Source organism: Mesorhizobium sp. WSM2240, assembly GCF_040438645.1.
Classification (GTDB): Bacteria; Pseudomonadota; Alphaproteobacteria; order Rhizobiales; family Rhizobiaceae; genus Allomesorhizobium.
Genome location: NZ_CP159256.1, coordinates 226,514 through 245,394 on the forward strand (window position 1 = coordinate 226,514; position 18,881 = coordinate 245,394).

The following is an 18,881-nucleotide window of genomic DNA, read 5'->3' on the forward strand; positions in this document are numbered from 1 at the left end:
AGGAGATTGCCATGGCAATGACACGTCGAAATATTCTGTCCATCGGCGGTGCGGGGCTTGTTGCCGCCGCTGCCGGTAAAGCCTGGGGGCAATCCCTCCCTTATGTATTGAACCAGCGCTATCCGGATCCTTCGGTTCAGATCCTGGATCCGAGCTTCGCCAAATATCGTATCTATTCCGCCTCGGTGGAGAAGCTCGCTACCGGAATGCGCTGGGCCGAGGGGCCAGCCTATTTCCCGGAAGAGCGGTGTGTTCTTTTGTCCGACATCCCCAACAACCGGATCATGAAATATGATGAGGTGAATGACACCTTCACCGTCTTTCGCGCTCCTGCCAATTTCGCCAACGGCAATGCCAGGGACCGGGAAGGGCGGCTGATCACCTGCGAGCATTCGGTCACACGTCGCGTCACGCGCACGGAGAAGAACGGCTCGATCACCGTTCTGGCTGACGGGTTCGAAGGCAAGCAGCTCAACGCGCCAAACGATGTAGTCGCCAAATCGGACGGAACGATCTGGTTCACCGATCCGCTCTTCGGCATCAACGGCAATTATGAGGGCGAGAAGGCAAAGCCGGAGCAGGCGACGACGAATGTCTATCGCATCGGCGCCGATGGCAAGCTCAACGCTGTCATCACCGATCTCATGAATCCGAACGGGCTCGCCTTCTCGCCGGATGAAAGCAAGCTCTATGTGGTGGAATGGAAGGGCACGCCCAACCGCAGCATCTGGAGCTATGATGTTGGAGCAGACAGCACCGTATCCAACAAGACCAAGCTGATCGATGCCGCCGATTTCGGCGCACTCGACGGCTTCAAGGTCGATCGCGACGGCAATTTGTGGTGCGGCTATGGCAGCAACGGCGCCCTCAAAGACGAGCCTACCGCCACCGGTATTGCCGGGCGCAAGATCTATGAACTCAAGGGCAAATCGGAAGATCTGGACGGGGTCATGATCTTCAACCCCGAAGGCAAGCCGATCGGCTTCATCCTCCTGCCTGAGCGTTGCGCAAACCTGACCTTCGGCGGACCGAAGGGCGATCGCCTTTATATGGCGAGCAGCCATTCGCTCTATGCACTCTATGTCGGCGCGCAGGGCGCCGTATGAGACAAGCCCATAAGCGAGCCGGCGGCCCGGCTGCGGTAGACTGCTTCACAAAATGAGGTGAATCCGCCTATGTCAGGTGGCTCTGCTCCTGTGGAGTCATTCTACCGGAGCGGAGCTGTTCCATTCATGGAACCTTGAGGACGTTTATCAGGTCGTCACGGACCGCTGCGACGCTCGGCAAGGAAGCGAGCGGCCAGTCAAAGCGGCCCGACCGGCAGAGATGGATGAGTTCGGCGTGTTCTTCCATTGAACGCTGCATGGCCGCCGTGTTGGAAGCCGTATGCAGGTATACCGGTCATCCGTCTTGAGAAGAGAGGCCATGATCTGCTGGGTGCGAGGCATGTCCGCCAGATGGTACATGGACATGTGCAACTCCGCGTTCAATCCTTCGGCCGCGCCAGCGCACTTTCGAGCCGTGATCGGCGGGAAAACCAACCAAACCATCATCACGCGCGACTGGCCTGACATCCTACACATCGCGGCCACCATCGGTGCCGGAAGTGTCGCGCCTGGCCAGATCCTGCGCTAGGACGTCCTGCATCAGACTTTGGCTGTTCGTTCTGCGTTGGCTCAAGTGGAGGTGTTGATCGTGCAGGACCACGCGGACGATTGCATAGAGGATGCAATCGCCGCAAGCGACCCGGACGCACAACAACAGAAGTTTCGGGAGCTGACCGAGTTGTTCGAGAAAGTCTGCCGATAGCAGAGTCGCCCAGAACCAAGAACCACAACTGCAAGGCTCGCCCGCGGAAAGCCGCTCTGGCCGCTTTCCCGTGCGAAGAATCGGCCAGCTCAATTTGTGGACGTCCACAGGCAAGCGAGGTCGAGCACTGCCTCGCGGTGGTTAGAGGCTGGTCAGCCGCGATGGAGCAGATCGGTCTGCCAGAAGCGGCGGTTTAGAAGGTTTGCGGCTCGGGCGAACTGGCTCGGATCGTTTCACTCGCCATGCTTAAGCGGTCACGTGGTGCGCAGGTGCAGTGTTTCCGAACAGGTCTGCGACGAGCGGAATATGGCACGCACTCGCTGCGACGAATGAAAGCTTCAATGATCTACAAGGCGACTGGCAACCTGCGCGCTGTACCGCTCCTACTTGGGCATACCAAGATCGATAACACCCGTGCGCCGCAGCCATAGTTAACACCACTGCCCGCAAGAGCGAACCCAAAACGCCAATTGCAGCCTGGTACGACGCTGACGGATTGTGGTGCGTCTGCTGGAAACAGGCAGGTAAGGTCTGGATCGAGCAATATCTAGTCACAGTCTACGACTAAGTCAGCGCCTGAAATGGGCAAGGGCGGTCACCGTCCCGAGTTGCGCGCCATCCTTCGTCACAAGCAATGTGGCCGCCGCTGCTACTGCCGCATTAAGACGCGCATCAGCTTTCCAAATCGCATGCAACACGATTCCGAGACGATCGAGCATCTTAACAGGCGCGGCGAAGGTGGCGGCAATGATCGGGACGACATCGCGTTGGCTTGCCATGCCTGCAACGCAGGCCGCGGCGCGCTCGATTGGCTGACCTACTGCTGTGTGGGAAGGGGCGCGAGCACTACGAGTGAGCGGCGGCTTGGTAGCAAAAGACCCGTCCGGCGTTTCGTTAGGGGGCGGGACGCCAGACGGGTCGATGCGGGGCACACAATGTCCGCCGCGCGGCAAAGCGCAACACGGGTTCTTACATCTGGCAAGGAAACTATACGTAGGGCCAGAAAAAAGAAGCCCGCTGCCGGCAGGAGGGGGCAATGCCGCAGGCGCGCTTAGGCAGTCTTCCTGCGCCCGCGCGTCTTGGGCGTCTCGGCCGGCTTTTTTCCCAAGCCCAATTTCTTCGCCAGCGCCGAGCGGGTCGCAGCATAGTTCGGCGCTACCATAGGATAATCGCTCGGCAGGTTCCATTTAGTGCGGTACTCGTCCGGCGTCATGCCGTATCGGACCATCAGGGGGCGCTTGAGCGACCTGAACCCTTTGCCATCTTCGAGCGAGATGATGTAGTCGGGCGTCACCGACTTCTTGATCGGCACGGCTGGTTTCTGCGGTTCAATTGTCTCTGCACGAGCGGCGCCATTAACCTTGCCAAGTGCTGTGTAAACATCGGCGATCAGGTTAGGCAGTTCTCCGATTGGGACCGAATTCTTGCTCACGTACGCGGCCACAACGTCGGCAGTCAGCTCGATTTGAAGCTCGTTCTTCTCGGTCATTGGATATTCCCCTCAAACTCGAAGCGTGTACTTAGCCGGGATGTGAAGGAAGGGCAATTGATTGCCCGTTGGCCAATAGTTGCAGGGAAACCCTTGACGGGAACCGGCGCTCCCGCTCGGAAGGATCGCACGCGCATCGCCCAGATGGTGTTCCAGGATCCCTACGCGTCGGCTGAACCCTCGCCAGACCATCGGCCGCATGCTGTCCTCGCAGCTTGTCCTGCACGGAATCGCCACGGAAGCGAGGCCAGCCACCGCGTTGCCGAAATGCTGACCCGCGTTGGCCTGACGCCGTATCACGCCAGGCGTTACTCGCATGAATTCTCGGGCGGGCAGCGTCAGCGGATCGGGATCGCGCGGCCGTTGATGCTCGATCCGAAGATTCTGGTGCTTGGCAAGCCGGTGTCGGCTCTGGACGTGTCGATCCAGGCGCAGATCATCAACCTGCTGATGGATCTGCAGGAAACGCTCGGCCTGAGCTACATCATGATCTCTCACGACCTGAGCGTGGTCGAGCATATAAACGACCGGGTCGCCGTCACGTATTTCGGCCGGCGTGGTGGAGGAGGGCGACTGGCATTCGATTTTCAGCCGCCCGACACACCCATATACGCGCTAACTGATTGGTTCGGTTCCCGATCCCGATGCGATCTTGACCGGCGCACGCGGCTTGCCGATTGCCGCTTCCGTTCCCAACACAGCACGCTTTTCGCCCGACATTTCGCGCCGTCCGGACCCTGACGAAGAACCAGAGCCAAGCGAGCTTGCCTATCGTGGATACGCTTGGGGCAGGGGACACGTTCATCGCCCGCGTCCTTGTCGGTTTGCTTGAAGGCGAGGCCCCGCAAAGCTTACTTCAAGCCGCTGCCGACGCGGCGGCCCACACATGCACCTACCTCGGAGCGGTCGGTTATGGGGTGCCGATCGATGTGGCCAAGGCTCCGAACAACTCAATCTAGGAAACTGACGGAATCATGGCCCTGACGAGCGGACTCGTCCCGCCCATCGATGAGACGGCTAGGCTGTACGCGGCCATTTAGAATCCATCTCTCAGACGATCAAATCAATGATTTGCAGCGTGGGCCTCAGGTGGCGTCCGCCTTGGAAATGGCTTCTTTCATCAAGCGCGCAAAAGAACCGTACTCTCAGCCGCCCAGCGCAGCACCACGTCCTGTCCTTCTGTGAGCCTCTCGTCTCCATCGTTCTGAACCAGGACCTTCAGCGTGTCGCCCTGGCGTTCGACGAAGTAGGTGCTGCTGTTGCCAGCAAACATCCGCTTGGTGATCCGGCCGGTCAGCGTGTTGCTTAGGTCTTGGTCCGGGGATGGGGAGGCAGCGATGCGGATGCGTTCGGGCCGTACCGCGCAGCTCGCCGTGCCGCTCCGTGCCGTTCCGGCACCCGTGCCGGCGATGATCGAGGTGCCGTCGGCGAGGCGAATGCCGGTTCCGGTGGCTTCGCCGCGCAGAATATTGGCGTCACCGAGGAAGGTCGCGGCAAACTCGCTTTTCGGGCTGTCGTAGATTTCCTCCGGCGGCCCTTCCTGCACCAGCCGTCCGTCGCGCAAGATGCCGATTCGGTCGCTCATAGTCAGCGCCTCTTCCTGATCATGGGTTACGAAGATGGTCGTGATGCCGACCTCGCGCTGGATGCGCTTCAGTTCAACCTGCATATCGACGCGCAATGCCTTGTCGAGTGCCGAAAGCGGCTCGTCGAGCAGCAGCACGCGCGGCTTCGTCACGATGGCGCGGGCGAGCGCAACGCGCTGACGCTGACCGCCAGAAAGCTGATGCGGGCGCCGGCCGCCGAGCTTGCCGAGTTGGACAAGATCGAGGACGCGCTGCACCTCGGCGGCGATAGTCGCCTTGGCCTCCCTGCGCACCGACAGGCCGAAAGCGACATTGTCGGCAACGCTCATATTGGGAAACAGCGCGTAGTTCTGGAACACCATGCCGATGCGGCGCTTCTCGACCGGCACGCGCTCGACGCCTTCGCCGCCGATGACGATGCGGCCGCTGTCTGGAAAATCGAATCCGGCGATTTGCCGCAGCAGGGTCGTCTTGCCGCTGCCGGACGGCCCGAGCAGGGCATAGAAGCCGCCATCCGGGAAATTGATCGAGACGTTGTCCAGTGCCTTCATAGTGCCAAAACTGCGGGAGACGTTCCGGACCTGCACTTCGGCCATTATTTCTCTCCTCCGAAGCGGAAGAAGCGCGCGGTGAGCAGCATCAGCGCCATCGACACCGCAATGATGATGGTCGAGACCGCGTTGATCTCGGGCGTGAACCCCTTGCGGATCGCCGCGTAGATTTCGACAGGCAGCGTCGCCTCGCCGGGCGTCGACAGGAAATACGACACGACGAACTGGTCGAAGGAGACGGCGAAGGCGAACAGTGCGCCGGCGATGACACCGGGCAGGATCCATGGCAGCGTGACGCGGGTCGTGACCTGCCACTGGTTCGCGCCGAGCGAGCGCGCCGCCTCCTCAAGCTCGGGCGCGAAGGTCTGTAGCCGCGCCGAGACAACGACGATGACATAGGGTAGCGCAAGCGCCACATGGCCGAGCAGGATCGCGTGCAGGCCACGGCCGATACCAACACCGAAGAAGAAAATCAGCATTGCCGTGCCGGTGATCAGCCAAGGGATTGCGATCGGGGGGAAGAGCAGCGCCTGAAGGAATCTCTTGCCATGGAACTCGTAGCGGTAGAGCGCGAGCGACGCTGCCGTGCCGAGAACGGTCGAGATGACCGTGGTGATGACGGCGATCTCAACACTGTTCCAGGTGGAGGCGATTAATTGATCGTTGCTCCACAGTGCCCGATACCACTCGGTCGTCCATTCGAATGGTAGCTGGTAAAAGGGCGAGACGTTGTACGACATCAGCGCCATAATCAGGATCGGCAGGTACAGGAAAACGAGAAGCAGGCCGACATAGGCGCGGCCGAGGCCGTTGAGGATGCGTGTCGTACCCATCACGCGGTCCTCCGCAGGACGGGTGACGCCAGGGCGAGGATGATCAGCACGACCGCGAGCAGGATGAAGGAGAGCGCCGCACCAAGCGGCCAGTTGAAGACGGCGACGAACTGGTCCTCAATGATCGTGCCATAGAAGGTCCCAGTGCGGCCGCCGAGAATACGGGGCTCCATAAAGGAGCCGACGACGGGGATAAAGATCAGCGCTGCGCCCGCGACCAGACCCGGCATCGACAGCGGAATGATCAACCGGCGCAAGATCGTCAGCCGCGAAGCGCCCAGCGAGCGGGCAGCCTCGACAAGCGAATCGTCGATCGCCTGCAAGGTGAGGTAGCAGGTCAGCACCATATAGGGCACGTAAGAGTGCACCAACCCAATCACGACCGCTGGATAGGAATACATTAGGTCGATGCTGATCCGGAACGGCAACACAGCGTTGAGCGCCGTGTCCAATATGCCGCCCTCGCGCAGCACCATTGCCCAGGAGAAGATGCGAACCAGTCCGTTCGACCAGAAGGGCAGGATGACGAGCAGAAAAATCGCCTCGCGGCTGCGGCCCTTCAGCACCTTCGCCAGAACGTAAGCGGCGGGAAAGCCGACGATGACGCACCAGAGCGTCACTTCGAGGCCGAGCCGCAGCGATGCCAGAAGCAGCGTCGCATAGAGCCTCTGCGAGAAGAAGGCCGCGTAATTTTCGAGGCTGAAGGCCCATTCTCGGCCGGCCACCGGCAAGTCGCTCATGAAGGAGAAGAACGCCATGGCCGACAGTGGCAGGAAGATGGCCACCGTCAGCCAAAGATAAGCGGGCGCGAGCCACGGTAGCGCGGAGCCAAATCCTGACCTATTTGCGGCCAAAACAGCCATGACGTTCCTCTTCCCCGAGACGTCAGACCTATTTCACGTTGACCTTCAGCTCCTGCCAGAGCGCCAGATACTGCTCACGCTGCGCGTCGGTGATCGGCGCCTGGAACTGGATGCGCTCGGCGACGGCCGGATCGCCCATGACCTTGCGGTTGAATGAATCTTCCGGCAGGCCGGCAAGCGCCGTGTCGTTGGCGGAGACCGGCGCGCCGACCTTGGTGACCCATTCGACATAGAAGCCGGGATCGAGCATGTAGTTGATGAAAGCCTCGGCGCCAGCGACATTCTTGGCGCCGACCGGGATCGACCACGCGTCGAGCCAGGCGACCGCGCCTTCTTCAGGGATGACGAGGGCGACCGGCAACTTGAAATGGGTTTTCGCGCGGTCGGCGGAGCCGCTCCAGTAGGTGCCGACGTCGATCTGGTTCGACGCGACCATCTGGTTCCAGTCGTTCTCTGAACTCCAGAATGTGCGGATCTGCGGCATCAGCGAGGTGAGTTTCGCCTTAACCGCACCCATGTCCGTGATGTCGTTGATGTTCTGGCCCGACGCGATGGCGCCGAACTGGATTGCCTCGACGGCGTCGTCGCGGATCGTCACGCGGCCCTTGCGCGCCTCATCCCACATCACGTTGATGCTGGTCGGCGGCGTGTCGAAGGCCTTTTCGTTGATCGCCAGAGCCGTCAGGCCCCAAACCCACGGCACGCCATAAACCTTGCCATCATGGTTAAGCATCGGCGAGCCGGCTTTTTCCGCGCTGATGTTGGCGGCGTTCGGGATTTTCGAAAGGTCGATCGGCTGCAGCAGCCTCTCGCCCATCGCCTGATCGTTGAAAGCGGCGTTGATCATGACGACGTCATAGAGGCCGGGATTGGTCCGGATCTTGGTCAGCATTTCCTGTTCGGAGTTGAAGAAGTCGTTGACGACCTTGTGGCCCGTGGCCTTCTCGAAAGCTTCGACCGCCCATGGCTCGTCGGCGCCATAACCCTTCCAGTTGAGGACGTGCAGCTCGTCGGCCTGCACGGCGAAGGCGAATGCAGATGTGAAGGTGGCGGCGGCCGCCAGTATTGCGAAAAGTTTCGGCTTGCGCATGGTTCGTTCCTCTCTTTGTTCGCCCTTGTCAGGCATTGGCCTTCTCGTTGCGGATTCCCGGCGCCGGTGCGCCTACGCGGCTCAGAAACGTCTCGATCTCAGCATGCGTCGGCGCTGACGAGCCGCCATGGCGGGTGACCGAAATGGCCGCCGCCGCGTTGGCATAACGCGCTGCCTCGAAGGGATCGGCGCCGCGCGATAGCGCGCTTACAAAGGTGCCGACATGAGTGTCGCCCGCGCCGTTGGTGTCGATGGCCGACACAGTGAAAGCGGGTATATGCCGGGCCGCGCCATCGGCGAGGCGGACGTGGCATCCGCGCTCGCCCTGGCGGATGACGACCCCGGCTGCGTTCGGGCAATAATCCGACAGGAGGCTGGCGGTGTTCTCCTCGACCGTCGCTTGTCCGGCGATGACGCCGGCTTCATAGGTGTTGCAGGACAACCAGTTGGTGCGCTTCAGCACGCGGGCGAGCAGGTTGCGCGGAATTCCCGCGACGACCGAAGTCGGGTCGAGGACGAAGTGGACGTCGGCCGGAAGCGCGGCGATCCAGTCGGTGAGAACTTCGCGGCTGCCCGGATAGGTCAGCGTGTATCCGGACGTGAATACCCAGTCCCCGGCTTTCGGCTTTACCGGCGCGAGCGAGGCGGGGGTCAAAAACCCCTCTGCGCCGGCTATGGACACGAAGGTGCGCTCGGCATCTGCCGTGACGAGAACGACGCAATTGCCCGTATCCCTGTCCGGCGCCTGAGGCACTAGGACTTCGATGCCTTCGGTGGCGAGCGCCTGCCGCAGGAAATCGCCGATCGGGCCGGTGCCGTGCTGGCCGCCGAACACCACCTTCGCTCCGGTGCGCGCGGCCGCCGCCATCATGTTGAAGCCGCCGCCGATGACTTGGTCATAGGCATCAGCGATCTTGTCCTCGCCCGGCGTCGGTAAGGCGTCGATCCGGTACACATAGTCCACCACCGCGCTGCCGACATGGACGAGCCGGGTCGCGTTCATGCCGCGGCCTCTGTGCCGCCATTCGGGGTGGCCATCCGCGCCGCGACGAGGTCGCCCGCGAGTGCCTGCACGCCTGCGAGGCCGATGCCGCGCAACTGGGCGACGCAGTTCTGCGGCAGGCGCGACAGGCCGGTGCAGGCGCCCGCCATCCCCGCGGCGATGGCGCCGATGGTGTCGGTGTCGCCGCCGAGATTGGCGCTGATGACCGCTGCCTGCCAAGGGTCGCCGCCGGCGATCTCCAGCACCGCGAAGGCGGCCGGGACCGATTCCTGCGACGCGACACCGGTGCCGACAAGGTCGACGACCAGCCGGATGCCATCGGGCGTGGTCTTGCCGCGCACGAGCTGCTGTGCCCATTGAATGCGCGAGGCGATGTCGCCGCCCGTTGCCCAATAACCGAGTTTCGCGCCTTCGCGCGCGGCCGAGACTGCGTGCTGCGACGCCAACTGCCAGTCGCCGCCGGCAACGCCGACACTAACTGCAGCCGCGACTGCCGAGGCTGAAGCGATTGCGATCGACGTATTGTGCGTGGCGCGGCACGTTTCGGCGACCTTTTCGACTAGCGCGCCGACCGGTTCGGCCGGCATCAGAATGCCGATTGGTGCGATACGCATCGCCGCGCCGTTGGTGTCGCCTGAACGGCCGGCCTCGTCCGGCGGGATGCCGTCATTAATTGCGTCGAGCGCGCGCTTGGTCGAGGGGCCGAGCAGATCGTAGCTGCCGCGCGCTTTAATGTCGCGCTCCCAGCCGAGCAGGGCGTCGACCCAGCCCCTGTGGTCGAACCCATTCAGGGAAGCGAGCAGAATGCGGCCGAGCAGCAGCGTCTGTTCGGTATCGTCCGTGATGGTGCCGGCTGCCAGTCCGCGCGACACAGGATGGTCGGCCGCCGGTTCGACGAAGCGGTCGACAAAGCCGTAGTTCGTTTCGATCTGCTGGGGCGACAGAAGCTGCGTCGGCATGCCAAGCGCATCCCCCAGCGCGCCACCGATCAGCGCGCCAGCCGCCCGGTCGATCATTTCGAAGGGGAGCGCTGCCGCCATGCTCAGAATTCCAGATGCAGCGCGAAATGCGCCGGATTGAGTAGGCTGGTCACGTATTCGATCGGGCGCCCGTCCGCGGCACGGGTCAACCGCCTCGCACGCAGGAAGGGCGTACCGGGTGCGCAACCCAGAATGGCGGCATCGCCGGCGCTTAGCATCTCGATGTCGGCCCATTCCTCGCCATGGTCGGGCACGAGCCCCGCGCCGCGCAGCGTCTGGTGCAGCGAGCCCTCTCGCAGTCCTTTCAGCGGCACCTCCTCCAGCTCTCGCAAGAGCGGCAGGCGACTGCGCTCGATTGAGATGGCATGTCCGTCATTGGCATTGGTGCGGACGCGGTCGACGGCGATGAAGACCGGGTTTTCGATGCCCAGCGTCGCCGCGAGCTCCGCGTCCTCGATTATTTCCAGCCGCAATGTGCGGGTTTCGGCGTTGGCCCCGGCGTCTGCCAGCGCACGCGACCAGCCGATCGCGTCGTCGACCGTCTTGCCGTCGAAGGTGACGAAGGAACCGATGCCGACTTTGGTGGTGATGAGCCCGCGACTGGAAAGTTCTTCCAAGCCCTTGCGAACCGTGTTGCGGCTGACCGAAAAGCGTTGGACGAGTTCGCTCTCGCTTTGCAGCCGTGCGCCGAAGCCGAGTACGCCTGACCGGATGTCGTTTTCCAGCGCTGTGGCGATCTGCTCCGGCTTGCCTGCGCCAGGCAGCGTACCCATAGCACCTCGCACCATATCCGCCCCTGTTCAGTATACCTGTCTAATCCTGTTCAATACATGCGGGTGCGCAACAGGTCAAATGCTTAAGCGAGCTTGAGACCCGAAGGGGCTTGCCGTTGAGAGGGTCGAGGGGACTCTTGCTTAAAACGATCATCTCTCACCCCTTGAGAACCGGCCCTCCAGAGCGAAATCCAAAGCCGATTTCCCATCCCACCTTATCAGGCGCGAGATCGGAGGGGTCTTGCATGGGTTGAACTTCGTCGCGAATGGATCGCCCATGCCGACCGAGGGCAATGTTGGATTACCCCAACCGGCGCGCGCCCGTGGTCGGCTGCGTTTCTGGCCCGACGTGTAGCAAACGCGTGAGTCGGAGCGCCCAAGTCTCTTGACGTTGCCGTACCATTTCCTCGCTTGAGGAGTTGGGTTGCGCCGGCTTCAAATGCGTCGAGCACGCTTCCGGTATGTATCAGAAAGGATGAGCCCTTTCCTATTTCACCCGACTTCTCGAAGCAAAGAGCCGACCGCCCTCGTGCCTAGGGGCCGGGCGCCCGCAGCATCCCGCCCCGCGATCCGGGCGAACGGCCCTTGGGCCGCTGCCTTAGAACCGATACATCAATCCGACGGAGCCGGTCTGGCTGTTCAGGCCAGAGCCGAAGGCGCCATCATATCGGACAGTGGCCAAAAGAGCGCCGCCCGACTTGAACGAGACGCCCGCGCCAACCGCGAGGCGGTCGCGCGCGGTCGCCGCCGCAGTCTCGTTGAAGCTTGCACCCGCCAGGGCGATCGCCAGTTGGCTCTCCACGCTGCGGTCGCCGAAACCGCGCTGGTAGGCGATCGAGGCTTCCGGCGAAGCTGACCAGCCGGCACCCGTTTCGAACCGCGTGCGCAACAGCACGCCGATGCCGGCAAGGCCGCGGCTCGCGCTTTCGTCGTCGCCCGACAGGCCGAGAATCCCTGCACCGCTCTCGTCGAAGCCGTCGCGGTGGATGCTGGCGAGATCGAGCGTCGCCTGCGGCGCCAGCACGGTTTGCGGGCCGAGGCCGAGCCCTGGCGCAAGGTTGTAGGATGCCGCAAGCGAGCCGGAAAACAGGTCTGCGCTGGTGTCGGAGGTGGCCGCCCAACCCGATATATCGAAGGCGCGGGAGGTGTCGATGCCGGCGCGGCCATAGGCGAGCGCGCCCGTCAGGCCCCAGGGTCCGCCCTCCCATCCGGCATAGAGGCCGATCCGCCCGATATCGACATCGGCGCCCGAGGCGCCGACATCGACATCGACATGCGTGTAGCCGCCGGCGATGCCGAGCACGAGAACGCCGCCGCCTACGGCCGATGCGATGTCGAGGCCGGCGACCAGCCCGCGGGTGCGGGCATCGAAACCGTTGGAATCATCGGAAGCGTCGACCTCGATGCCGCTGGCCATTCCATCGATCCAGGCCCGCGGTGCATTCGCCAGGTTTGCTGAGCCAACCTCCGCACCCGAGCCTGATGCGCCGGCCTCCTTGGCGAAGGCCAGCGGCGCCACTGCCGCGGCCGTCGCGCCGGCGAGGTCCTGTCGCCCGTGTGAGCGCAGCGAGCGGATGAAAGACAGGTCCGTCTCCAGCAGGGCCGAGAGCGTTTCGGGATAGACATCCTTATTCGAAAACGTCCCATTAGCGGCGCCTTTGGTGATCCCCAAGGAGACGTCGTTGGGCGTATGGATCGGAACGACGTCGAGGTCGGGAATGTCGTCCCACACGCTACCGAAGCGGCCGTCGACGCCGCCGCCAGCGGAAAGAAAGACGCCACTCGGAACCTGCGACAGGCCCTGCGGCGAAACGCTCACCTCCAGCACGCCGTCCTCGATCCAGGCGATCCCCTCCGCATCGAGCCGCGCCGGGGTGCCGTCGCCGTCGAGGCCGATCACGAGGATCGAGCCTTGCGAAACATCGACGTCGCCGGCGACCCGAAGCGTGCCGCGGCCGTTGTCGCCCGGCGCAACGATGCCGTCCTCGTCGGCATACAGGCTGCCCACCCGTCCCGTGCCGGAAAGGACCGCATCCGGCGCGACGTAAATGTCGAGCCCGGCAATGTCGGCGTCGACGACAAGTTCGCCCGCCGTCACTTCGCCGGACGCGGTAAAATCCGAGCTGTTGCCGTCGAGGATCCAGCGGCCCGCGCCCGTCTTCCTGAACTCCTCGAAGCCGAGGATCTGTTCCTCGTCCTGGTTGAAGGCGAAGCGGCCTTCCGTGCCGGCGGCACCGTCGAGGACGAAACGATCGATCTCGTCGGGACCGTTGGTCACATTGCCCTCGGTATCCAGTTCGCTTCCGATAGAAACGCCAATGAGCGAATAGGTCGGCAGAAGGATCAGCTGGTCGTCGCCGGCCCCCAAAAAGACCGCGATGCCGTCGGAAGCAGACCCGCTAACGGTTCCGGCAAGGCGGACTGTGGTGTCGACCGGAAGCCGGCGCAAGGAGGTCGGCTCCTCGTAGATGCCGATGAAGCGTTCGGAAGAGACGACGCCTCCCTCGCCGACATCGATAAAGGCTTGCGGGTGATCGACGCCCGGGGGCGGACCGAAGAAAGATTGCGCCGCGCTGACAAAAATGCCGGCTCCCATGTCGCCGAAGGCTTCGACACGACCGGCAACCATCATCCGGCCAAGCAGCGATGAGCTGTAGGAATCGACGTTGCCCTGCAGTGCGACGGCGTTGGCCTGCGCTCCAAAGGCCTGAACCACCCCGCTTTCGCCGATGACCACAGTGGATCCCTGGCTGACCTCGATGGCGTTGGAATAGGACGCAAATTCCTCACCGACATCGGAATCACCGCGCGTGACAACGCTGCCGTCCACCCTTATGGACGAATCACGCCAGGCAGTGATGCCCGGCGCGCCACTCCCGGACCCCTCAACCGATCCCGTCTCCGTCACCACAATCCGGGCGCGGTCGCGGGTGAAGATCGTGGCTCCGATAATCCCGATCTCGTCCGGGTCGCGGATGCCGGTGGTGCGGACAGCGCCGGAAATCGTAAGGTCGGCATCGTCTCCCGCGAAGATGCCGGTCCCGCCGCTACCGCTCGCAACGATCGAGCCGCCTTCTTGCAGCAGCAGGGTCAAGCGGTCGCCTGCTCGCAACGCGTTGACGCCCTTGCCCGAACTTAGGATGTTGCCGGCGGTGATATTGGCATCGTCGCCTACCTGAACGGCGTAGTAGCCGGACTCCACCGGAGCGTCGTTGTCGGTGCGTATCGTTGCGGAGTCGCCGAGATAAATGGCCTGGGCCGATCCGGTCTGGATGCCGCCGCCCGGCCCGCTCACCTCGACCGTCACGTTGGACGCGGCAGGCGCGTTTACCCCAGTCGTATCCGGTCCGCCTGCCGGGCTACAAAGGACGGTATCGCCGCTATCGGGCGTGTTGTCCGAGCAGGCGGCCAGGGCGCGATCCAGCGCCCATCCGCCCAAGACGGCGGCAATCGCGAGAACCGAAGTGGTCCGACGCGCCTTCGACCAAAACGAACGTTGATGGCTGGGCACGCTAGCACTCCCCCGACAAATCCCCGCCTTTTCGTAACCGGGAGTTGCCGAGCTTCACAAGCGGCAAGTCAGGCGGCAGCGCCAGTTCTCTCCGCCTGTTTCCCTTATGCAACAGGTGCTTAGCGGAGCCCTATCGCTGCCTGTTCGCGCAGAAGCGCCTTGGCCCGCCTTTCCATGGCGACGCGGCGCACCTCGGGCCATTCGCCGCGCAGCAGCCCGTGGAGAACCTCGTCATGCCGGCGCAGGCCATCGGCGGAGAGGATCTCGCTGCGCAGATAGCCTTCCCGTGGCACGCCGACGCGCTCGAGCAGATGGATGAGCACGAGCTTGTGGGCGGCGACTCGGCTGGAGATTTTCTCGAACTTTGCCGTTGTGAAGGCCCAATCGAAAAGCGTGACGCAAACTCCCATCACCGTGGCCTCCTTGCGATGCCGCCGATCACCGATGACGAGGGTCCAGCTCGCGGTGCGATGTCGTGGATTGGCGTCGAAAGTTGCTATCCCGATCAGCGTCCGGGGGTCGGATGTATAGATGCCGACAAGGATCGAGTTCCGGCCGTCGAAACTGGACGCATAGCGCCGAACCTCCTCTTCGCTGTAGCGCCGGGCTGCAATGTTCAGACCGCGCGCCAGTTGCTCGTCGGCCAGCCAAGTCTGCAGCAGCGTGAGATCGGCTTCGCCAATACCAGCAATGCGATAGGTTTCGGATTCTACAGCGGGCACTCGGCTCCCCATCTCAGAGACAGCAACCCGCGCCGTGGAATGCACAGAGGCTACCGGCGGCCGCCCCACCCTTGCACGTAGGGTAGTTGGCCAGCCCACACAACTTAAGGCAATCCGCTATGACCGGAAAGGCGGCGCAGCGCTACCCCGATATCGTAACCACCTGATTCAGCGGCTCGCCGGGAACGAAATCGGCCAACGGTTTGCTGTTCCGGAGGAAAATAGCCCAGTCCTGGCGTTCATTTTCTTGAGTCCTTTAGTACACGCCATTCACCAAGGAGGCTAGTGGAACAATGGTGAGGTGCTGGCACAACAAGTTGTTATGGTCGTCCCGGCCGATCACATCGCTCGGCTTCAGCACGTCGGCACCGAACAGAGAAATTTGTCGCGTCCTCGACCGCGGACAGGGACACCGATGTGACAAGGACGGACGTGGCGCCTGATGTAAGACGGCTTACCTTCTCAGCCTCTTTCGCGAGTTCCCTGACCAGCCCGGCGAGCCCGGTCTTCAGGAGATGCTTTACCTTACCGCATTGGCATCATCCGGATACATAAGGGGCTGTCGACGTCGAAGGCCTCCACCGGCTTGAGGCCAGCTTGAATGGCGACGCTGCGTAACGCCTGTTCGTGCGACAGCACGAAAGGTCCAGGCGTACACGCGGCGGTGGCGGCAGGAGCAGGGGGCGCCGGCCGATCTCCTCGGTTTCATAGACGATGCCTGGCTCTGCTGAAGCACAAGGTGCGGCGTGAGCATGTCACCGATCACCCACCAACATCCCCGCCTCCTCCGCAGCCTCATGAAAAGCTTGTCGCGCAATCCCGGCCTTCGCCGGATCTTTCAAGGCGGCAAGGCAAACCTCTCTTGCGACACCATGTTTTTGACCGGGCTTAACCGGCCAATGGCGCAACAGGATATCGGTGGCTTGGGCAACATTGCCGACATGGATCGTAGTTCCCACCCAATCGGGGAAGCAGATCGGCACAGGCGGATGAAACCAGACGCGATCCATAACAATATTCAACGCGGCGGATCGCGGTTGGTTGCTCAGCAGACGTTCCCGGCGCTGCCCGAAGGGTGCTCCCATCTTTCCGATCTTCAGCAAGCAGCCGCCGATCCGCCGCGTTGAACCCTTCAGCTCGCAACGCATCTGCGATGTTTGAACGAACGAACGAAGCGGACACGCATTACTCTATTTCTCGGATGATCACGCAGCGCGTCGACGCGTAGCGGCAGGCCGGTTTCGAGTCAAAGTCGATAGCCGCCTATCTCGGCTGCAATCGACGAGGTCGCAGCGGTTCTGAAGTCCGGACCTCACACGAAGCAGGCGTCAAGCGGGGAGGGGATCCTGCTATCCAGCGGGAAGAAGGCCGAGCAGCTGGCGGACCGTGTCAAAGGGTAAAACCACGACACGCGGCCCTCATTGGACGATGACGGGAGCGTTGAGCAGCAACCTGGTGATGCGCCAAGGACCGCGTTTCCTACCGATGAGCTCTCGCAGCTAACAACAAGATTGCCGCGACGACCGACCATTTCAGTTGACGGATTTGCGGAGGTTCGCAACCGTTGCAGCGCTGCAACCTGTTCTGCTCACGGCGATCGCAATGCTTCCAGGAAATCCCGACACCATTTTGAGATGTCATGCTTCAGGAGGTGCTGCATCATCTGGTTCCAGCGTTGGCGGCGCTCTTCCATCGACATGGACAACGCCTGGGCGATCGCGTTGGCGACGGCTTCTGAATCGTAAGGGTTGACAAGGATCGCCCCGTCGAGTTCGCGAGCCGCGCCGGCGAAGCGCGACAGCACGAGCACGCCCGGATCCTCAGAGCGCTGGGCAGCAACATATTCCTTCGCGACGAGGTTCATGCCGTCGCGGATCGGTGTGACAAGGCCGACCCGCGCCACGCGGTAAATCCCGGCAAGCGTCGCTTGCCCCAACGACCGGTTCACGTAACGGATTGGCACCCAGTCCGGCGTTCCGTGTTGCCCGTTGACCCGGCCAGCGAACTCGGCCACCTGCCGTTGCATGGCGGCATATTGGAGAACTTCCGAACGCGACTTCGGCGTGATCTGCAGGAGTGTCGCGCGCCCCTGAGAGGCGGGATTGGCGGCGATGAACTTATCGAAGGCTTCTATCTTATGCGTCAGGCCTTTTGAATAGTCGAGTCGGTCGACACCCACGATCAGGTCGCGATTGCGCAAGCTCTCCTCGATCTTGCGTACCGAACCGCTTCGCACCGCGTTCTGGGCAAGCTGCGCAAAACCCGCCGTGTCAATTCCGATCGGAAACACGCCGACGCGAAAGCGGTGGCCATAAGCCTCGAACCAGCCATCCTCAAGCCTCCGGCCGATGCCCTCACGCTCGAGGCAGCTTGCGAAATTATCGGCGTCGAACTGGGTCTGGAAGCCGACCAGATCATAGGCAGTCAGGCCGCGCACGATTGTCTCGTGAACCGGAAGCGCGAAAAACACGTCCGGCGGCGGCCATGGAATGTGGAGGAAGAAGCCGATGCGATTCTTCACGTCCATGTGGCGCAGTTCGGACCCCATGGGGATCAGGTGGTAATCCTGGACCCAGACGAGATCGTCGGGTCTGAGAAGGGGTGCGAGCTGCTGAGCGAAGAAGCGGTTCACCCGAAAATAGCCGGCCATGTCCTTGCGGGCATAGTCTGTCAGGTCCAGCCGGTAATGGCAGAGCGGCCAGAGCACGCTGTTGGCAAACCCGGCATAGTATTCATCGATATCGGCTCGGCGAAGGTCGGTCAGGGCATAGGTGACGCGGCCTTCCTCGCCAAAGACGGGTTTGCCCGGCTCGCGGGCGCCGCTCGACTTGCCAGACCAGCCCATCCAGAGGCCGCCATGCTGGGAGAGCGCGGCCTGCATGGCGACGGCGAGCCCGCCGGCTTGGACTGCGCGCTTGCTTGGAGAGGACACGCGATTCGAAATTACCACGAGGCGGCTCACAGCAAGTCATCCTTTTGGCGCGACAGATGGATCGCGGCATTGGTCTGGCAGAGCATCGAACAAGCCTGGGGGAAGTTGCCCCAGAATTCGGCGGTCTCGATCTGCCATCGGGTGATACGCGCGGTTAATGCGATTTCCGGTTCGTGGAAATCGTCCTGCGCCCGATCGCGGTAGACATGATGGAGGAATATGCCTCCGCCTCCCCAGACGTTAAGATACCGAATTAGCAACTCCTCCGCCTGCGACGCGCATTTCGTATTGGTTGATATCGGCGCGTTGTAATTTACGGCGCTAATCGTATGCGAATACATCGAGCACAGTTACCTAACACACCACCTCCCAATCACGCCAAAAAACGCCCAAAGGTGCGGCCAGTTCGGACGTTAATGTCAATCGGTCCGGAATGCGCCCTGGATCAGCATGCAAACGGCTGGGAATCATGGTGCATTTCTGTTGTGTCCGCAGGCGTGCCCCCCGCAAGCCTCGCTGAAGCGGAAACGGACGTCGCGGGCGCGCACATGACCGCACTTTCACTGCTTCTCAGAACACCGGCCGTCACGCCGTGTCGCGTCGAGGTGCGCACCCTCTCCAAAAGCAGTCTTACGGCGATTTCCGGAGGCACAGCGTCCGGCAATTCGACCGGTGTCAAATCCTGGTTTTGGCACAAGACTGCGGGCCTTCGCCCCAACCTTTCTAAAGGCTTGCGGAA

Annotated in this window: 18 protein-coding genes and 2 pseudogenes; 6 read left to right on the top strand and 14 right to left on the bottom strand. The window is 62.4% G+C overall.

Annotation, left to right across the window (positions count from 1 at the left end):
- Window positions 1–11 precede the first annotated feature (11 nt).
- The 3 genes and pseudogenes from ABVK50_RS30750 to ABVK50_RS30760 all read left to right on the top strand — a co-directional run bounded on the left by ABVK50_RS30750 (window position 12) and on the right by ABVK50_RS30760 (window position 1,809).
- Window positions 12–1,106, top strand: coding sequence for an SMP-30/gluconolactonase/LRE family protein (locus ABVK50_RS30750; RefSeq protein ID WP_353646717.1), 1,095 nt, complete (start codon window positions 12–14; stop codon window positions 1,104–1,106).
- A gap of 376 nt (window positions 1,107–1,482) precedes the next feature.
- Window positions 1,483–1,632, top strand: a pseudogene (locus tag ABVK50_RS30755) (Tn3 family transposase); the annotation flags it as partial.
- Window positions 1,633–1,695: 63 nt separating this feature from the next.
- Window positions 1,696–1,809 carry a hypothetical protein gene (locus ABVK50_RS30760; protein ID WP_353647083.1) on the top strand — a complete coding sequence of 38 codons (114 nt, stop codon included), beginning with the start codon at window positions 1,696–1,698 and terminating at the stop codon, window positions 1,807–1,809.
- A 569-nt stretch (window positions 1,810–2,378) separates the two neighbouring features.
- Here ABVK50_RS30760 and ABVK50_RS30765 read toward each other — a convergent pair.
- Window positions 2,379–2,588 (bottom strand): hypothetical protein, encoded by a 210-nt coding sequence (locus tag ABVK50_RS30765; protein WP_353646718.1) that lies wholly within the window; start codon window positions 2,586–2,588, stop codon window positions 2,379–2,381.
- Window positions 2,589–2,860: 272 nt separating this feature from the next.
- A complete protein-coding gene (locus tag ABVK50_RS30770) occupies window positions 2,861–3,298 on the bottom strand; it encodes a MucR family transcriptional regulator (protein ID WP_353646719.1) in 438 nt (145 codons plus the stop codon).
- Window positions 3,299–3,442: 144 nt separating this feature from the next.
- On the opposite strand from ABVK50_RS30770, the pseudogene ABVK50_RS30775 reads away from it, so the two are divergent.
- The 3 genes and pseudogenes from ABVK50_RS30775 to ABVK50_RS30785 form a co-directional block, all read left to right on the top strand.
- Window positions 3,443–3,643 (top strand): annotated as a pseudogene (locus tag ABVK50_RS30775) (ABC transporter ATP-binding protein); the annotation flags it as partial.
- A gap of 18 nt (window positions 3,644–3,661) precedes the next feature.
- Window positions 3,662–4,039: a hypothetical protein gene (locus ABVK50_RS30780; protein WP_353646943.1), complete on the top strand. Its 378-nt coding sequence runs from the start codon at window positions 3,662–3,664 to the stop codon at window positions 4,037–4,039.
- 32 nt (window positions 4,040–4,071) lie between these two features.
- On the top strand, window positions 4,072–4,257 hold the full coding sequence (locus ABVK50_RS30785) for a PfkB family carbohydrate kinase (protein WP_353646892.1): 186 nt from the start codon (window positions 4,072–4,074) through the stop codon (window positions 4,255–4,257).
- 161 nt (window positions 4,258–4,418) lie between these two features.
- On the opposite strand, the gene ABVK50_RS30790 is transcribed toward ABVK50_RS30785, so the two are convergent.
- The 12 genes from ABVK50_RS30790 to ABVK50_RS30845 all read right to left on the bottom strand — a co-directional run bounded on the left by ABVK50_RS30790 (window position 4,419) and on the right by ABVK50_RS30845 (window position 18,483).
- Window positions 4,419–5,480, bottom strand: a complete 1,062-nt coding sequence (locus ABVK50_RS30790) for an ABC transporter ATP-binding protein (RefSeq protein WP_353646720.1) — start codon at window positions 5,478–5,480, stop codon at window positions 4,419–4,421.
- Complete coding sequence (locus ABVK50_RS30795) at window positions 5,480–6,268, bottom strand: ABC transporter permease (RefSeq protein ID WP_353646893.1); 789 nt, start codon at window positions 6,266–6,268, stop codon at window positions 5,480–5,482. Before ABVK50_RS30795 ends, ABVK50_RS30790 begins: the two co-directional genes overlap by 1 nt.
- Complete coding sequence (locus ABVK50_RS30800; protein WP_353646721.1) at window positions 6,268–7,131, bottom strand: ABC transporter permease; 864 nt, start codon at window positions 7,129–7,131, stop codon at window positions 6,268–6,270. Before ABVK50_RS30800 ends, ABVK50_RS30795 begins: the two co-directional genes overlap by 1 nt.
- Window positions 7,132–7,159: 28 nt before the next feature.
- Window positions 7,160–8,221, bottom strand: a complete 1,062-nt coding sequence (locus tag ABVK50_RS30805; RefSeq protein ID WP_353646722.1) for an ABC transporter substrate-binding protein — start codon at window positions 8,219–8,221, stop codon at window positions 7,160–7,162.
- Window positions 8,222–8,249: 28 nt separating this feature from the next.
- Complete coding sequence (locus tag ABVK50_RS30810) at window positions 8,250–9,224, bottom strand: PfkB family carbohydrate kinase (RefSeq protein WP_353646723.1); 975 nt, start codon at window positions 9,222–9,224, stop codon at window positions 8,250–8,252.
- Entirely contained in the window at window positions 9,221–10,264 is a 1,044-nt protein-coding gene (locus ABVK50_RS30815; protein WP_353646724.1) for an ADP-ribosylglycohydrolase family protein, read from the bottom strand. The genes ABVK50_RS30810 and ABVK50_RS30815 overlap by 4 nt, the downstream gene beginning before the upstream one ends.
- 2 nt (window positions 10,265–10,266) lie before the next feature.
- Window positions 10,267–10,977, bottom strand: a complete 711-nt coding sequence (locus ABVK50_RS30820) for a GntR family transcriptional regulator (protein ID WP_353646725.1) — start codon at window positions 10,975–10,977, stop codon at window positions 10,267–10,269.
- 598 nt (window positions 10,978–11,575) lie between these two features.
- On the bottom strand, window positions 11,576–14,488 hold the full coding sequence (locus ABVK50_RS30825) for an autotransporter domain-containing protein (RefSeq protein ID WP_353646726.1): 2,913 nt from the start codon (window positions 14,486–14,488) through the stop codon (window positions 11,576–11,578).
- 119 nt (window positions 14,489–14,607) lie between these two features.
- Window positions 14,608–15,210: a GNAT family protein gene (locus tag ABVK50_RS30830; protein ID WP_353646727.1), complete on the bottom strand. Its 603-nt coding sequence runs from the start codon at window positions 15,208–15,210 to the stop codon at window positions 14,608–14,610.
- Between the two features lie 755 nt (window positions 15,211–15,965).
- A complete protein-coding gene (locus ABVK50_RS30835) occupies window positions 15,966–16,313 on the bottom strand; it encodes a DUF982 domain-containing protein (protein ID WP_353646728.1) in 348 nt (115 codons plus the stop codon).
- A gap of 485 nt (window positions 16,314–16,798) precedes the next feature.
- Window positions 16,799–18,172 (bottom strand): alpha,alpha-trehalose-phosphate synthase (UDP-forming), encoded by a 1,374-nt coding sequence (gene otsA, locus ABVK50_RS30840; protein ID WP_353646729.1) that lies wholly within the window; start codon window positions 18,170–18,172, stop codon window positions 16,799–16,801.
- Entirely contained in the window at window positions 18,169–18,483 is a 315-nt protein-coding gene (locus tag ABVK50_RS30845; RefSeq protein WP_353646730.1) for a hypothetical protein, read from the bottom strand. The genes otsA and ABVK50_RS30845 overlap by 4 nt, the downstream gene beginning before the upstream one ends.
- Window positions 18,484–18,881: the final 398 nt, after the last annotated feature.

Bases quoted from the DNA above. Each gene is read 5' to 3' on its own strand.
- ABVK50_RS30790 (WP_353646720.1), bottom strand. From the start codon at position 5,480: ATGGCCGAAGTGCAGGTCCGGAACGTCTCCCGCAGTTTTGGCACTATG.
- ABVK50_RS30750 (WP_353646717.1), top strand. From the start codon at position 12: ATGGCAATGACACGTCGAAATATTCTGTCCATCGGCGGTGCGGGGCTT.
- ABVK50_RS30820 (WP_353646725.1), bottom strand. From the start codon at position 10,977: ATGGGTACGCTGCCTGGCGCAGGCAAGCCGGAGCAGATCGCCACAGCG.
- ABVK50_RS30770 (WP_353646719.1), bottom strand. From the start codon at position 3,298: ATGACCGAGAAGAACGAGCTTCAAATCGAGCTGACTGCCGACGTTGTG.
- ABVK50_RS30805 (WP_353646722.1), bottom strand. From the start codon at position 8,221: ATGCGCAAGCCGAAACTTTTCGCAATACTGGCGGCCGCCGCCACCTTC.
- ABVK50_RS30810 (WP_353646723.1), bottom strand. From the start codon at position 9,224: ATGAACGCGACCCGGCTCGTCCATGTCGGCAGCGCGGTGGTGGACTAT.
- ABVK50_RS30795 (WP_353646893.1), bottom strand. From the start codon at position 6,268: ATGGGTACGACACGCATCCTCAACGGCCTCGGCCGCGCCTATGTCGGC.
- ABVK50_RS30815 (WP_353646724.1), bottom strand. From the start codon at position 10,264: ATGGCGGCAGCGCTCCCCTTCGAAATGATCGACCGGGCGGCTGGCGCG.
- ABVK50_RS30800 (WP_353646721.1), bottom strand. From the start codon at position 7,131: ATGGCTGTTTTGGCCGCAAATAGGTCAGGATTTGGCTCCGCGCTACCG.
- ABVK50_RS30845 (WP_353646730.1), bottom strand. From the start codon at position 18,483: ATGTATTCGCATACGATTAGCGCCGTAAATTACAACGCGCCGATATCA.
- ABVK50_RS30765 (WP_353646718.1), bottom strand. From the start codon at position 2,588: ATGGCAAGCCAACGCGATGTCGTCCCGATCATTGCCGCCACCTTCGCC.